The 15,186-nt window shown below is 66.7% G+C and carries 14 protein-coding genes; 10 read left to right on the top strand and 4 right to left on the bottom strand.

The genetic code is table 11. From position 1 onward, the window contains the following. The first annotated feature begins 12 nt into the window (after positions 1–12). The 9 genes from E8F12_RS26565 (at position 13) to E8F12_RS26525 (ending at position 8,609) form a co-directional block, all read left to right on the top strand. Complete coding sequence (locus E8F12_RS26565) at positions 13–801, top strand: protein phosphatase CheZ (protein ID WP_280328205.1); 789 nt, start codon at positions 13–15, stop codon at positions 799–801. 11 nt (positions 802–812) lie between these two features. Beyond that, on the top strand, positions 813–3,038 hold the full coding sequence (locus E8F12_RS26560; RefSeq protein WP_280328204.1) for a chemotaxis protein CheA: 2,226 nt from the start codon (positions 813–815) through the stop codon (positions 3,036–3,038). 44 nt (positions 3,039–3,082) lie between these two features. Next, the gene (locus tag E8F12_RS26555; RefSeq protein ID WP_280328203.1) at positions 3,083–4,192 is read left to right on the top strand and encodes a chemotaxis response regulator protein-glutamate methylesterase; all 1,110 of its coding nucleotides are present in this window, start codon (positions 3,083–3,085) and stop codon (positions 4,190–4,192) included. A 16-nt stretch (positions 4,193–4,208) separates the two neighbouring features. After that, positions 4,209–4,949, top strand: a complete 741-nt coding sequence (locus E8F12_RS26550) for a flagellar motor protein (protein WP_280328202.1) — start codon at positions 4,209–4,211, stop codon at positions 4,947–4,949. A gap of 10 nt (positions 4,950–4,959) precedes the next feature. Continuing rightward, positions 4,960–5,847 carry a flagellar motor protein MotD gene (gene motD / locus E8F12_RS26545; protein ID WP_280328201.1) on the top strand — a complete coding sequence of 296 codons (888 nt, stop codon included), beginning with the start codon at positions 4,960–4,962 and terminating at the stop codon, positions 5,845–5,847. A gap of 49 nt (positions 5,848–5,896) precedes the next feature. Then, positions 5,897–6,685 carry a ParA family protein gene (locus E8F12_RS26540; RefSeq protein WP_280328200.1) on the top strand — a complete coding sequence of 263 codons (789 nt, stop codon included), beginning with the start codon at positions 5,897–5,899 and terminating at the stop codon, positions 6,683–6,685. 87 nt (positions 6,686–6,772) lie between these two features. Beyond that, positions 6,773–7,621: a CheW domain-containing protein gene (locus tag E8F12_RS26535; RefSeq protein WP_280328199.1), complete on the top strand. Its 849-nt coding sequence runs from the start codon at positions 6,773–6,775 to the stop codon at positions 7,619–7,621. Positions 7,622–7,717: 96 nt separating this feature from the next. Then, complete coding sequence (locus tag E8F12_RS26530) at positions 7,718–8,197, top strand: chemotaxis protein CheW (protein ID WP_016493839.1); 480 nt, start codon at positions 7,718–7,720, stop codon at positions 8,195–8,197. Positions 8,198–8,243: 46 nt separating this feature from the next. Next, on the top strand, positions 8,244–8,609 hold the full coding sequence (locus tag E8F12_RS26525; protein WP_280328384.1) for a DUF2802 domain-containing protein: 366 nt from the start codon (positions 8,244–8,246) through the stop codon (positions 8,607–8,609). A gap of 50 nt (positions 8,610–8,659) precedes the next feature. On the opposite strand, the gene E8F12_RS26520 is transcribed toward E8F12_RS26525, so the two are convergent. From E8F12_RS26520 to E8F12_RS26510, 3 genes are all read right to left on the bottom strand, one after another. After that, positions 8,660–11,428: a hypothetical protein gene (locus E8F12_RS26520; protein ID WP_280328198.1), complete on the bottom strand. Its 2,769-nt coding sequence runs from the start codon at positions 11,426–11,428 to the stop codon at positions 8,660–8,662. Between the two features lie 33 nt (positions 11,429–11,461). Next, the gene (locus E8F12_RS26515; RefSeq protein WP_280328197.1) at positions 11,462–11,761 is read right to left on the bottom strand and encodes a hypothetical protein; all 300 of its coding nucleotides are present in this window, start codon (positions 11,759–11,761) and stop codon (positions 11,462–11,464) included. A 71-nt stretch (positions 11,762–11,832) separates the two neighbouring features. Continuing rightward, positions 11,833–13,914, bottom strand: a complete 2,082-nt coding sequence (locus E8F12_RS26510) for a hypothetical protein (protein ID WP_280328196.1) — start codon at positions 13,912–13,914, stop codon at positions 11,833–11,835. Between the two features lie 394 nt (positions 13,915–14,308). On the opposite strand from E8F12_RS26510, the gene E8F12_RS26505 reads away from it, so the two are divergent. Then, entirely contained in the window at positions 14,309–14,767 is a 459-nt protein-coding gene (locus E8F12_RS26505) for a rhodanese-like domain-containing protein (RefSeq protein ID WP_280328195.1), read from the top strand. Here E8F12_RS26505 and E8F12_RS26500 read toward each other — a convergent pair. Beyond that, positions 14,727–15,068 (bottom strand): EscU/YscU/HrcU family type III secretion system export apparatus switch protein, encoded by a 342-nt coding sequence (locus tag E8F12_RS26500; protein ID WP_280328194.1) that lies wholly within the window; start codon positions 15,066–15,068, stop codon positions 14,727–14,729. The genes E8F12_RS26505 and E8F12_RS26500 overlap by 41 nt on opposite strands. Between the last annotated feature and the right edge of the window lie 118 nt (positions 15,069–15,186).

Below are 15,186 nucleotides of genomic sequence, written 5' to 3'. Positions count from 1 at the left end.
CGCGAGGGCACAATGGACCATAACGAAACCCTGCTGGGAGACTTCGAGTCGACCCTGAAAGTCCGTGCGCGGGAACTGGTGGACAGCCTGGAGAAGGGCAAATTCACAGACGCCGTGCAACTCATCCACGAACTCAATCACGTCCGCGACCGCGGCCTGTACCAGGAAGTCGGCAAGCTCACCCGCGAACTGCACAACGCCATCGTCAACTTCCAGATCGACCCGCACTTGCCTCATGCCCAGGAGATGTCGCAGATCGCCGACGCGACCGACCGGCTTTCCTACGTGGTGCAGATGACCGAGAAGGCCGCTAACCGCACCATGGACCTGGTGGAGGAGAGCGCGCCGCTGCTCGCTGGTTTGAGCGACGAGGCCCAGCAGTTGGGCGAGGAGTGGGGGCGCTTCATGCGCCGGGAAATCGGCGCGGATGGCTTCCGTGCCCTGGCGCGCCGCATCGAGCAGTACCTCGCTCGCAGCCAGCGCGACTCCGATGCGCTGTCCGGCAAGCTCAACGACATCCTGCTCGCCCAGGACTACCAGGACCTCACCGGCCAGGTGATCAAGCGCGTCACCCAACTGGTCACCGAGGTGGAAAGCAACCTGGTCAAGCTGGTGCTGATGGCCAGCCAGGTGGACCGCTATGCCGGCATCGAGCACGACCATGCCGCGCTGCGTGCCGAGCAAGAACAACAAAAAAGTCCTTCCAGGGGTGAAGGTCCGCAGATCCATGCCGATATACGGGAAGACGTGGTGTCCGGACAGGACGACGTCGACGATCTGCTATCCAGCCTTGGGTTTTAGGGAGCGCTCATATGAGCTTCGACGCCGATGAAGAAATCCTCCAGGACTTTCTGGTAGAGGCCGGCGAGATTTTGGAGCAATTGTCCGAGCAGTTGGTCGAGCTGGAAAGCCGCCCGGACAATATGGACCTGCTCAACGCGATTTTCCGTGGATTCCACACCGTGAAGGGTGGCGCTGGCTTCCTCCAGCTCAACGCCCTGGTGGAGTGCTGCCATATCGCCGAGAACGTCTTCGACATCCTGCGCAAGGGCGAACGCCGCGTGGATGCCGAGCTGATGGACGTGGTGCTGCAGGCCCTGGACACGGTCAACGAAATGTTCAGCGAAGTGCGCGAGCGTGCCGAACCGACGCCCGCCACGCCCGAGCTGCTCGCCGCGCTGGCGCGCCTGGCCGAGCCGGGCGGCGCCGAACCCGTAGCCGCACCGGCCACCCCGGTGGCGCCTGTGACCACTGCTCCGGCGGCTGTCGCAGCCGCTGCCGACATCACCGACAGCGAGTTTGAAGAGCTGCTGGACGCCCTGGGCGATAACGTCGGCGGCGCTGCCGAACCCGTCATCGCTGCTGCCGACGAAATCACCGACGACGAATTCGAAGCGCTCCTCGACCAACTGCATGGCAAGGGCAAGTTCGTCGCCGCTACGGAGCCGGAAGCCGTGGTCGCCGCTCATGCCAGCGCCCCGGCCGTGGCCATTGCGGGCGCCGGCGACGAGATCAGCGACGACGAGTTCGAGGACCTGCTCGACCAGTTGCATGGCAAGGGCAAGTTCGGCGGTGCGGTGGACGCCCCCCCCAGTACGCCTGCTGCGCCGGTCGCGCCGTCGGCGCCTGCGCCCGTTGGTGGCGACAACATCACCGACGACGAATTCGAAGCCTTGCTGGACCAGCTCCATGGCAAGGGCTCCTTCACCGGCGCCGTCGAAAGGCCAGTGGCCGCGCCGGCTCCGACTCCCGCACCCGCGCTGGCGAGCCGCTCGGCGGCCGAGCCCAAGCCGGTGGCCAAGGCCGTCGAGCCCGCACCGCGCCAGGCCAGCGCGTCGCCTGCCGGCAACGCTGCCGCCGCAGTCAGCGAAGCGGAGACCACCGTGCGGGTCGACACCGCGCGCCTGGACGAGATCATGAACATGGTCGGCGAGCTGGTGCTGGTGCGTAACCGCCTGGTGCGCCTGGGCCTGAACAGCGGCGACGAGTCCATGGCCAAGGCCGTGTCCAACCTGGACGTGGTCACCGCCGACCTGCAGACCGCGGTGATGAAGACCCGGATGCAACCGATCAAGAAAGTCTTCGGCCGCTTCCCGCGATTGGTCCGCGACCTGGCGCGCAACCTGAAGAAGGAAATCAACCTCGAGCTGGTGGGCGAGGACACCGACCTGGACAAGAACCTGGTCGAAGCCCTGGCCGACCCGCTGGTGCACCTGGTGCGCAACGCCGTCGACCACGGCATCGAGTCCCCCGAGGAGCGCGAGGCCGCCGGCAAGCCGCGTACCGGCCGGGTGGTGCTCTCCGCCGAACAGGAAGGCGATCACATCCTCCTGATGATCACCGACGACGGCAAGGGCATGGACGCGGCCGTCCTGCGCGCCAAGGCGGTGGAGAAGGGGCTGTTGGACAAGGACGCCGCCGAGCGCCTGACCGAGCTGGAGTGCTACAACCTGATCTTCGCCCCGGGCTTCTCGACCAAGACCGAGATTTCCGACGTCTCCGGCCGTGGTGTCGGCATGGACGTGGTGAAGACCAAGATCTCCCAGCTCAATGGCACGGTGAACGTGTTCTCGCAGAAGGGCTCCGGCTCGAAGATCGTCATCAAGGTCCCGCTGACCCTGGCGATCATGCCGACCCTGATGGTGATGCTGGGCAACCAGGCTTTCGCCTTCCCGCTGGTCAACGTCAACGAAATCTTCCACCTCGACCTGTCCCGCACCAACGTGGTGGACGGCCAGGAAGTGGTGATAGTCCGCGACAAGGCCCTGCCGCTGTTTTACCTCAAGCGCTGGCTGGTGCGTGACGCCACCGTCGAGGGGCAGGGCGAGGGGCATGTGGTGATCCTCTCCGTGGGCACCCAACGCATCGGCTTCGTGGTCGACCAGCTGGTGGGCCAGGAAGAGGTGGTGATCAAGCCATTGGGCAAGATGCTCCAGGGCACGCCGGGCATGTCCGGCGCCACCATCACCGGCGACGGCCGCATTGCCCTGATCCTCGACGTGCCGAGCATGCTCAAGCACTACGCACGCCGCGGCTGATCATGGGCGGCCGGGAATGGCCGCCCGCAAGGAGCTTTATTCATATGGCAGTCAAGGTTCTGGTGGTGGATGACTCCGGGTTCTTCCGCCGCCGTGTCTCGGAAATCCTTTCTTCCGATCCCAATATCCAGGTGGTGGGTACCGCCACCAATGGCCGCGAGGCCATCGACCAGGCGCTGGCACTCAAGCCGGACGTCATCACCATGGACTACGAGATGCCGATGATGGACGGCATCACCGCGGTGCGGCACATCATGCAGCGCTGCCCGACGCCGGTGCTGATGTTCTCCTCGCTGACCCACGAAGGCGCCCGCGTCACCCTCGACGCGCTGGACGCCGGCGCGGTGGACTTCCTGCCGAAGAACTTCGAGGACATCTCGCGCACCCCCGAGAAGGTCAAGCAACTGCTCTGCGAGAAGGTCCACAGCATCGCCCGCAGCAACCGCCGCTACAGCAGCTTCAGCAGCACACCGCATCCGCTGCCGGCGACCAGCAGTCCTGCCCGCCCGGCAGCCGCGCCGGCTGCGGTGTCCGCGCAGCCGAGCCATGTCGGCCATGCCGCGCCGACGAGCTCCCACGCCCCAAAGCGTAAGGCCTACCGGCTGGTGGCCATCGGCACCTCCACCGGCGGGCCGGTAGCGCTGCAGCGGGTGCTGACCCAACTGCCGGCCAACTTCCCGGCGCCGCTGCTGCTGATCCAGCACATGCCGGCGGCCTTCACCAAGGCCTTCGCCGAACGCCTGGACAAGCTCTGCCGGATTTCCGTCAAGGAAGCCGAAGACGGCGATGTGCTGCGCCCCGGCCTGGCCCTGCTGGCCCCCGGCGGCAAGCAGATGATGGTCGACGCCCGTGGCGTGGTGCGCATCCTGCCGGGCGACGAGCGCCTGAACTACAAGCCCTGCGTGGATATCACCTTCGGCTCGGCGGCCAAGTCCTACACGGACAAGGTCCTCGCCGTGGTGCTCACCGGCATGGGCGCGGACGGCCGTGAAGGCGCGCGCCTGCTCAAGCAGGGCGGCAGCCAGGTCTGGGCCCAGGACGAGGCCAGCTGCGTGATCTACGGCATGCCCATGGCGGTGGTAAAGGCCAACCTGGCCGACGCCGTCTATGGCCTGGACGACATCGGCCGGCACCTGGTCGAGGCCTGCATGTAATGGAGAAACCCAGGTAATGGATGTACTGAGCCTCATCGGGGTAATCCTGGCCTTCGTTGCCATCATCGGCGGCAACTACCTCGAAGGCGGTCACGCCGCGGCCCTGCTCAACGGGCCGGCGGCGCTCATCGTGCTGGGCGGTACCCTGGGCGCGGCTTTCCTGCAGACGCCCATGAGCATCTTCAAACGCGCCCTGGGCATCTTTCGCTGGATCCTCTTCCCGCCCCATCTGGACCTCGCCGGTGGCATCAACCGCGTGGTGAACTGGAGCATGACCGCGCGCAAGGAAGGCCTGCTGGGCCTGGAGCCGGTGGCCGACAGCGAGCCCGACCCCTTCGCCCGCAAGGGCCTGCAGCTGCTGGTGGATGGCGCCGAGCCGGAGTCCATCCGCAGCATCCTCGAAGTCGATCTGTTCACCCAGGAGGGCCGCGATCTGCAAGCTGCCAAGGTGTTCGAGAGCATGGGCGGCTATGCGCCCACCATCGGCATCATCGGCGCCGTCATGGGCCTGATCCACGTCATGGGCAACCTGGCCGATCCCAGCCAACTGGGCGGCGGCATAGCCGTGGCCTTCGTCGCCACCATCTACGGCGTGGGCTTCGCCAACCTGCTGCTGCTGCCCATCGGCAACAAGCTGAAGTCCCTCGCCATTCGCCAGTCGCGCTACCGCGAAATGTTGCTGGAGGGCATCCTTTCCATCGCCGAGGGCGAGAACCCGCGGTCCATCGAACTGAAGCTGCAAGGCTTCATGGACTGAGGGGCGGACCATGGCGCGCAGGCGGCATCAGGAAGAACACGAGAATCACGAACGCTGGCTGGTGTCCTACGCGGACTTCATCACCCTGCTGTTCGCCTTCTTCGTGGTGATGTACTCCATCTCCTCGATCAACGAAGGCAAGTACAAGATCCTCTCGGAAACCCTGGTGGGCGTGTTCAACCAGCCGGATCGTTCGGTCAAGCCGATCCCGGTGGGCGAGGAAAAACCGCGCACCACCGAGCAGGACCGGTCCATGGCGGAGGAGAGCGAGCGCAGCCAGACCGCCATTGACGATCCGGGTGCCGACCCCTTGCAGGAAATCGCCCAGAGCATGCGCGATGCCTTCGGCGACCTGATCAAGTCCGACCAGTTAAGCGTGCGCGGCAATGAGCTCTGGGTGGAGATCGAGATGAACTCCAGCCTGCTGTTTCCCAGTGGCGATGCCATTCCCAACGACGTCGCTTTCACCCTGATCGAGAAGGTCGCCAGGATTCTGGCGCCCTATGGCAACCCGGTGCATGTCGAGGGTTTCACCGACAACCTGCCCATCGCCACCACGCAATTTCCGTCGAACTGGGAGCTGTCCACGGCGCGGGCCGCGAGCATAGTACGCATGCTCTCCGTGCAAGGCGTGGCGCCGGAACGCCTGGCCGCGGTGGGCTATGGCGAGTTCCAGCCAGTGGCCGACAACGCCACGGCCGAAGGCCGGGCACGCAATCGCCGGGTGGTGCTGGTGATTTCCCGCAATCTCGATGTGCGCCGCAGCGTCAGCGGCGTCGGCAGCGCCAATGCCAGGCCGGATGCCGCCTTGCAGAGGGCTGGCACGCAACCTGCACCAGCAGCGCCAGCACAGGCCCCTGCAACGGGTGCCGTCAATTCCCCGTCACCGGCCCCCTAGGCCAGGTGCTGATTCTCGGCGCAGCAGCGCAGCCGGGAGGATGAAGAAGATGAGAGTCTGGGCAGTAGCCAACCAAAAAGGTGGAGTCGGCAAGACCACCACATCGATCGCCCTGGCAGGTCTGCTGGCCGACGCTGGCAAGCGCGTGGTGGTGGTGGACCTCGACCCCCATGGGTCGATGACCAGCTATTTCGGGCACGACCCGGACAGCCTGGAGCACAGCTGCTTCGACTTGTTCCTGAACCAGGGCGGCGTGCCCGATGGCCTGCCGCGCGAACTGCTGTTGCCGACCAGCCACGAACGCATTTCGCTGCTGCCGTCGAGCACCGCGCTGGCCACACTGGAGCGCCAGTCGCCGGGGCAGAACGGCCTCGGCCTGGTGGTCGCCAAAAGCCTGACCCAGCTCTGGCAGCAGTTCGACCATGCCATCATCGACAGCCCGCCGCTGCTCGGCGTGCTCATGGTCAACGCCCTGGCCGCCAGCCAGCAGCTGGTCATCCCGGTGCAGACCGAGTTCCTCGCGGTGAAGGGCCTGGAACGCATGGTCAGCACCCTGGCCATGGTCAACCGTTCGCGCAAGCAGGCGCTGCCCTACAGCATCGTGCCGACCCTCTTCGACCGGCGCACCCAGGCTTCGCTCAATACCCTCAAGGTGCTGCGCAATAACTACCCGGAGCATCTCTGGCAAGCCTATATCCCGGTGGATACCCGCCTGCGCGATGCCAGCCGTGCCGGCGTCACGCCGTCCCAGTACGATGCCAACAGCCGCGGCGTGATCGCCTACCGCGCCCTGCTCAAGCACCTGCTCGGCCAGCAGCTGGCTGCCCAGGTGGCTTGAGGTGAGTCGTCTCGCCGATCGCCGGGGCTCAAGTGAAGGGCGTCGGCTGCCGATAGGCTGTACAGATCAATCCCGTGGGTTCCCAACATGAGTCGTCCCCTCGCTACCGCCACCCGCCCGCAACTGGCCCTGCAGTCGTACCTGGATGCGTTGCTGCAGGAGGCTTCGGTCGAGCTGGCCGAAAGCATCAGCCGGGAAGAGTTCGAAGCCGCGGTGCTGGAGGAGCAGGTGCGCGACGCGCGCCTGACCCGCGTGCTCGCCGAGACGCCCCTGGCGGCGCCCGAGCTGACCGTTGCGCCGGTGATCGCGCCGGTCGACGTGGAGTTCGAGCCGGAGCCCGAGTGGGAACCGGAGTTCCTGGTGCCCGCCGTTTCGGTGGCCGAACCTGTGCAGGCTCGTGTCGAGCCGCTGGTGGAGCTCAGCGCGCCGGGTTCCCAGTCGCTGGATATCCCGGCGCTGGCAGGTGGCCGTCCGGCCTGGGGTGAGGAACCCTTCGAGTGCCTGCTGTTCGATGTCGCCGGCCTGACCCTGGCGGTGCCGCTGGTCTCGCTGGGCTCCATTTACCCGCTGGCAGGGCAGGAGCTGACCCCGCTGTTCGGCCAGCCGGACTGGTTCCTCGGCATCCTGCCGTGCCAGGCCGGCAACCTGAAGGTCCTGGATACTGCGCGCTGGGTGATGCCCGAACGCTATCGCGACGACTTCCGCGAAGGCCTGCAGTACGTGATTTCGGTGCAGGGCTACGAGTGGGGCCTGGCGGTGCATCAGGTCAGCCGCTCGATCCGCCTGGATCCGAGCGAAATCAAATGGCGCAGCCAGCGTAGCCAGAGGCCCTGGCTGGCCGGTACCGTGATCGAGCATATGTGTGCGCTGCTGGACGTCTCGGCCCTGGCCGAACTGATCGCCAGCGGCGCCATCAGGCGCATGTCGCTGAATTGAGGGGAGGCCCCGTGGTGCACGGGGCCCCATAGGAACACAACAGCGGGCCGAACCCGCGAACGCCGCCCAGCGGTGGCTCAAGAGAGGCTAGGGAACATGAAGAAATCGTCCGCTCAAGGTGCCGAAGATCCCATCCTGCAATGGGTGACTTTCCGCCTGGACAACGAAACCTACGGCATCAACGTGATGCAGGTGCAGGAAGTCCTGCGCTACACCGAGATCGCCCCGGTGCCGGGGGCGCCGAGCTATGTGCTGGGTATCATCAACCTGCGCGGCAACGTGGTGACCGTGATCGACACCCGCCAGCGCTTCGGCCTGGGCCCGGCGCCGGTGACCGACAACACCCGCATCGTCATCATCGAGGCGGACAAGCAGGTGGTGGGAATCCTGGTCGACAGCGTGGCCGAGGTGGTCTATCTGCGCCAGTCGGAGATCGAGACCGCACCCAACGTCGGCAACGACGAATCCGCCAAGTTCATCCAGGGCGTCTGCAACAAGAACGGCGAACTGCTGATCCTCGTCGAGCTGGACAAGATGATGAGCGAGGAAGAATGGTCGGAGCTGGAGAGTATCTGAGTTGATCTGGATCGCACTGCTCGCGGCGGCCCTGGCTCTGGCCTGCATGGGCCTGGGCTACGTCAGCCATCGGCTGGCCAGGCGTCTGCGCGAGGAAGTGGCGGCCCAGGCCGAGCGCGACGCCGTGCGCGACCAAAAGCTCAAGGAGCTGGTCAAGCGCCTGGACACTTTCGTGGACGGCAGCGTTCGCATGGGCGAGGAGCTGCACGAGCTGCGCCGCCTGGTGGCGCCGCTGCCGGACAAGCTCAACCAGATCGAACAGCGCGACCCCAGCAGCCTGTCCTTCAGCCAGGCCGCCCGCCTGGTCGGCCTCGGCGCCAGCGTCGAGGACCTCACCCAATCCTGCGGCCTGACCAAGGCCGAGGCCGAACTGGTAAGCAAGCTGCACCAGGCGCAGAAGGATCGGGACTGAACCGCAGGTCAGCCGGGCCCAGCCAGGCAGGGATTCCCTGCCGTACCTGACTAGCTCACCCGCACCTCCAGCGCCACACCGCCCACTATCTTCCCGTTCTCCCGCTGCACCAGATCGACGGTGAAGCGCGTACCCCGCTTGGCGTTCGGCGGCACCTTGACCCGCAGGCCCACGCGCAGGGACTCGGCTGGGCGCAGCAGCACCGGCAGTTGCGCGCGCTTGCCGGGGGCGAAGGCCAGTTCCAGGGCGCCGGGAAAGGCTTCGGCCAGGCGTTCCGGCGCATGGCTGGTCAGCAGCGCCGGTTCGGCGTCGGCCGGAGCCGCGTGGTCGCCACAGGCGCAGTCCAGGGGAGCAGGGCGTGTCGGGGCAGGTGCCCGGGGCAGCACGGCAGCGGCGCTCCTCAGTGGCGTTGGCAGCGCGCGTTTCTCCACCAGCAGGCTGGCCGCCAGGGTATCCAGGCCCGCTGGCCGGATCAGCTCCAGCTCCACGGTGCGCGACAGGCGCGGACGCAGGTTGATGGCCAGGAGTGGCAGCACAATCCAGGCGTTCGGCGCGAGGTCGACCACGCTCAGGTTCTTCTGCGCCAGGTTGTTCTGTTCCCAGACATGACGCCCGGCGAGCGGACGGTCGAAGCGCGTCAGCACGCTGGCCAGCAGGCAAGGGTGGCTACCCACCGGCGGTATCGAGTTGCGCGGCAGGCGTGCCTTGACGATGCGCGTCTCGCCGGGACCGAGGTCGAAGGCCGCCACGGCGGTGACGGCGGGCAGGAAATCGGCGGGGTAGACGAACTGGCTTCCGGCGTACTGCTTGATATTGAAACTGACCACCAGGTGGCGGGCGCTGGCCGAGGCGCTACGGTTGCGCACCCGCGCATGGATCCAGTTGTCCTGGCCGTACTCGAGGTTCTGGTGAACCAGGCCGCCGTCATCGCGATTGCGAATCCACAGGTCCGGCGAGTCCCAGAAGCGGCCCGCCCAGTCGTTGGCGCCGGGGTCCGTCGCGTCGTCGCGAATCCAGAGGTCAGGCAATGGCGACGGGTCGCCGAAGCCATAGACGAAGCGGTGGAAGGCATCCACGCAATCCGGATTGCCGGTGCGCGCGACCAGGTGGCACTCGATGTCCTCGGTACGCACCGGGCGCGGATAGTGCGCCAGGTAGAAGGCGCGCAACAGGTCGCGAAGACTGGCTGCTCCCACCAGGGCGGCCACGCCTTTCCAGACCCGTTCGCCGGCGCCATAGGCGTCGATATGGGTGATGCGTACCCACGGATTACGTGAACACAGCGCCACGGCGGGACTGGCGAAGTTGAACGGCAGCACGCCAGCCGCACCGTTGTCGTTGTAGACCGTCCAGGCCTCGTCGAACCAGGCGTCCGGCTGGCTCGCCGGCTTGAGGCCGCGCGCCCACCAGCTGTGGAAAGTCTCGTGGCGCAGTGGCCCGGTGCCGGTCGTGGTGCCGCCCTCGTACTCCATGCCGCCCTGGTGGATGAAGGCGGTGAAGCGCCCGCCGTGGATGTAGCGTCCCGAGCTGTTTTCGTTGGCGACGAGAAAGCCGGCGATGGCGTTGGCCTGGGCGACCAGGTCCACGGGGCTGCTGGCCAGCTTCCAGGCGGTTACCGCCACGTTGGTTCCCGAGACCGGCAGCGCCACATTGACCGTGGTGCTTTGCAGGCTGTCCGTCGCACGCAGCTCCAGCAGCGGCGACAGGGCCGTGTAGCGGGCAGGGAAGGCGATGCTCCAATGGTTGCTGCCGAGCGGGGTGATGGTGCCATTGCTGATCGGCGTGTGGGCGATGGGGGTGTTGACCAGTTGCAGCTCCAGCTCCAGCACGAACTGGTCGTAGATGAGGTTGGCCGGGACGAAGGCCTCCAGGTAGCGTCCGGCGCCCAGGTCGGTGAAGCCGAAGTTGAACACCAGCCGTGGGCCGGCGCTCCAGGTGATCTGTGGCAGGTAGGAGCCGGCCATCGAGGCTTGCGGCATGCCGAGCCCATAGGTCAGGCGCAGGCTGTGGCTGCTGCCGGCTTCCAGCACCCGGGCGAGCACCCGCAGATTGGCATTGGCGCCGCCGCCGAAGTCGTGGCCCGTCACTTCGGTGAGGGCGAGCGGCGCCCCATCGAGCCAGGCGCCGGTCGGGGTCTGGCGCAGGTCGAAGATGGGGCAGCCGGCATTGGCGCCGAGGCGGAACTCCAGGGTCGCATCGCCCGTCGCCTGCTGGGTCGCCGCATCGAAGCGCAGGCTGGCGTTGATCCGGGCGATATCGATGGGCACCGCCCACAGGCCATCCACGAGGCGTGGCGGTGGTGCCAGGTCGAGGTTGCCGCCCGCCAGGTCGGCCAGCGCCGGCAGCAGGCCGAGCAGCCCGGCCAGGCTGCCGACGCACTCGCCGTCGCCCGGCACGCAGGCACCGGCATTGCGCTTGAGGATCGCCCGCCAGCCGAAACCCCGTGCGGCCATTACGTCCGCCGGGGCTTCGCTGATGAAGATCGCCCTGCCGCTGGCCGCCGAGTGCTGCGCCTTGGCCAGCGCCAGGTCGAAGATCGGCTGCGCCGGCTTGCCGAGGTTACCCGGGATCTCGGTGGACAGGGTGACCAGCTCGGGCTCGATATAGCGCGCCAGGCGCAGCTGCTCGAGCAGTGCCTGGATGTCGGCGAGTGTCGTTCCTGCCGCCTGGTTGCTGATCAGGCCGAGGCGATAGCCGCGGGCCTTGAGGATCTGCAGGCAGTCCAGGGTGTCGGCGTAGCGCTGGCGCACGCCGCCAGTGGTGAAGATCAGGGTGTCGCCCAGGTCGAAGAAGACCGTGGCGGGGAAGGGGCCTGGCATATCGCCCTCCTGGCAATGGTTCAGGCCCGGGGTTCAGTCGTCACGGCGATAGGCGAACCGGCAACCCGAGGCGTCGATGAAGGTAAGGGTGCGGGCGTCGAGCACATAGTCGTAGGAGACCACCGCGTCATTGGCGGTCGACAGCGCGAGCTGGCCGGGAGCCTTGACCTCCCAGGTGCCGCCGTCCCACCAGGTGAAGGTGCCGGGAGGTTCGCTGCGGCCGAAGTAGAGCCCGTTGGGTTCGAAGCGCAGGTGCATGGCATAGCCGGCCGCACAGAGCTGCTCCGTGCTGCGGTGCCACTCGCCCACCAGTCCCATGTCCAGTGCCGCCATGCTGCAATCTCCTGATTCGACAAGGGCGGCGCGATGGCCTGAGCCACCGCGCCGCTCCGTTCCTCAACTGGCTACTTGGCACGTTCCAGGGGGGCGGACTTCGCCTTGCCCTTGAGCGCCTTGGCCAGGTCCTTGGACGCCGCACCGCCGGCATCCTCGATGAGCCGGGCCAGTTTGTCGCGCTCGGTGTCGCTCATCACGGTGTCCTGGTCGAGCAGTGCCGAGGCCGCCTTGGCGTCGGGCCGGCGCTTGATGAAGCGGCGCGCCAGCCGTTTCGCCGCGATGGCTGCGAAGTGCGGCTTGAGCACCGCCGAGTCGAGGGCCGCCTCCAGGGCCTCCAGGCCTTCGCTGAGGTGGTCGCCACCAAGTGCCAGCACCAGGTGCAGGTCGGGTGTCGCCAGCACCTTGTGCGCGGCCTCTGCATGCCGGGCGTCGACCGCGGCCGTCACCATGACGGTGGAGCTGCCGGCCAGATGGGCGACCATGCCGTCGATCTCCCAGTGCACCTCGACCCGCACTTCATGGATACCGGGAACGCCGAACAACGCCCCTTCGGCACCGCGCAACAGGGTCATGGAGCTCTCCAGCCGCTCGCCCGGCTGCAGCACCCGGAAGGGGCGGTCCTCGATACAGTGAACGACGGTGCGGAAGCTGCGTCGCGTGCCTGCGGGATCGACCACGAAACCGCTGACGAAGTCGCTCTTCAGGCTCAGGGTCGCCGGCACGCTCACCGGTTGGTCGCCCTGGTTTACCAGGGCCACGTCCACCCGCACCGGCGCACCCAGGGGCACTTCGCCCAGCAGCGGGCTGACCTCCACGGCCAGGCCATAGACTTCGGCTTCCAGGTCGGTCGGGGTGATGTTCGGCGTGCTGGTCGAAGCGCCGCCGAAGGCCACCGAGCCAGGGCGCACGAAGACGTCGGGGTAGTGGCGCAGCTGCTTGAGGTTATCGGGGTGGAAGGACCACTGGATGTTGCTGGGGAAGGGCGTGGCCGGGGTGCCGGCCGCGGCGATGACATCGCTGGTGCACATGAAGCCGTGGTCGGCGAAGTTGTGGTACAGCCCCATGGCGTGGCCCAGCTCATGCACCGCGGTACGGAAGTAGGGCGCCGCCGCCGTGCCGAAGCGCTGGCCGCTGACCGTGCCCCAGCCCGGGTCGATGATCCAGTGGGAGGCGATGCCGACACCTTCACGGGGCACTTTGTTGGAGTCCGTGCCGCCGGCGTCGTACATGATTCCGCGTGGCGTGGAATCGATGTTCTTCACCGCCAGGATGTGGTACCGCCATTCGCTGTCGAGGTTGACCGCCGCGCGCCGCGTCAGCATCGCCAGGTGCATCTCGCCGTCGGACCAGGAGTTGCCAGTGGGCTCGGCCACATTGGTGTCGCTGAGGTTCACCGTGGTCTGGAAGCCTATGGCGTCCATCACGGTCGCCCAGGTATGGCCGGCGCCGCTGTTGGTGGGGCGTTCGGAGCCGGATACCGTGTCGATCTCGATGGTGCAGCGGCGGAAGTAACTGGACAGCCAGCCCATGGTCAGGCGTCCGACCACGGTGTTGGCAGCGTTCTTCACATCGCCTTCGGCGTAGTCAGCCGGCGAGGGATAGCCCGCCGGCGCCGTCATGCGCACCATCTGCGCGGTGAGAGTGGACTCCAGGGCCCAGCTATTGGGCGCGGTGAAGCGGTAGAGCTGGAAGGTCAGGCCGAAGCTGTTGCCCAGGTAGAAGTACTCCGGCAGGGCGGTGACGCGGATGTAATAGCGATAGCGCGAGCGCGCGAGGATCGGGATGCCGGAAGCCGGGTTGGGGCCAGCGAGGAGGATCGGCTTGAGTGGCAGGTCCTGGCTGATGCGGGGCTGGCCCTGGAGGACCGGGAAGGGCGTGGGGATCGGGATGGGCAGGAAGATCACCGGTCGCTGGTAGAGGTCGCCGCTGGCGGTGCGTCCATCGCTGTGGCTCTCCACCCGCAGGGTCCCGTCGTAGGACACCAGGGACGCGCCGCTGGGTTTGTAGTTCAGCAGCCAGCACCCGGCACGCACGCTACGCAATGGTGGCAGGATTATTTTCCCCGGGAGGGGCTGGGGCAGGTTGGGATTGAGGGCGATCGGAGCGGGTGTTGGACCGTCTTCCTGGCTGGGAAGGAGCAGGTCGGGCATGGGAGGGATTTGCGAATTTTCAGGCAAGTTGGACACGTTGAACACTCCTATTCAACAAGGGGGCGCACCCTGCCCGTGTATCCAAAATCCGCGCGAGCTACTGCAGTGGTTTGGTACGTCGCCCTTGAACTTGTCTCCTTGTTTCGGTTGGGGTCATGTACGGCGAGCAACCCATGACGCCAGAGAGTATGGGTCGGCCAAAGCGCCTGTAAAACACCGCTCATCGCCTGCAGGCCGCGTGGTACGGGGGTTCCAGCCTGGTCGCGATGTGCGGTGGGCGGCTTAGAGCCGGGAGCTATTAGCCCCTTGTCGAGCGGCGCCAAGAGTTCCAATCCGCGCCGGCCGGGCTGGCCTAAGCTGAAATTCCGGGGCTTCTCTCCGGGGAGGTCCGGTCATGCGTCTGCTTCCACTGCTTCTGTTCTGCCTGGTACCCCTGCTCGAGGCCCAGGAGGCTCCCATGGAGGTGGAGGGCGCGATGACGGTCAATGTGCTGCAGGCGCGTTATCTGTACGAGCGAGGGGCGATCTTCATCGATGTCCGGCCCACCCGCGAATGGGCCTGGGGCCATGTCCACGGTGCCCTTCACCTGGACCTGCTGAGCCGCTTCGGCGACCTCGCCCAGCCGCAATGGCCGCGCCAGGTGCCGCTGGTGATCTACTGCGACAGCGAGGTCTGCCCCCATGGCGCCGAGGCGGTGAGGTTGGCGGTGAGCTGGGGGTACCGCCAGGTGTTCTATTTCCGCGAGGGGTATTTCGCCTGGCAGCTGCAGGACTTCCCGCAGGGAAAAGGCCTGGCGGGCGAGCGTCTGGTGTTCACCCAGCCGGATCCGTCAGGCGCTCCATCGGCGGACTGATGTCGCGTTGGGCGTTTGCAGCTTCCTGATCGAAACCGGCCGGGCACTTGCCCTTGAGGTACCAGGCGAAGGCGATGATCTCGGCGATGGTGCGGTAGAGCGCCTCGGGAATCGCGTCGCCCAGTTCCAGCCGCGCCAGCAGGCGCACCAGATCGGCATTCTCGTAGATGGGCACTTCGTACTCGCGAGCGATGGCGAGAATGGCTTCGGCCAGTTCGTCGTCGCCCTTGGCCGTCAGGTTGGGGGCGCTGACGCCGTCGTAGGAGAGAGCGATGGCCTGGCGCGGCTTCTTCTGGCTCATTCCGGGTTCCTTGCAAAAGCGCAGCGCGAACGCAGGTGAGCAGCGACGAGACAGTACGAATAGTACGGTGAGGAGCTGTGAGCGCAGCCGACAAAGCTGGACGCATGCAACGGAGTTG

The sequence above is a fragment of the Pseudomonas sp. BN102 genome (assembly GCF_029871245.1).
GTDB lineage: Bacteria > Pseudomonadota > Gammaproteobacteria > Pseudomonadales > Pseudomonadaceae > Metapseudomonas.
This window is presented reverse-complemented; position numbering and strand designations above follow the sequence as displayed.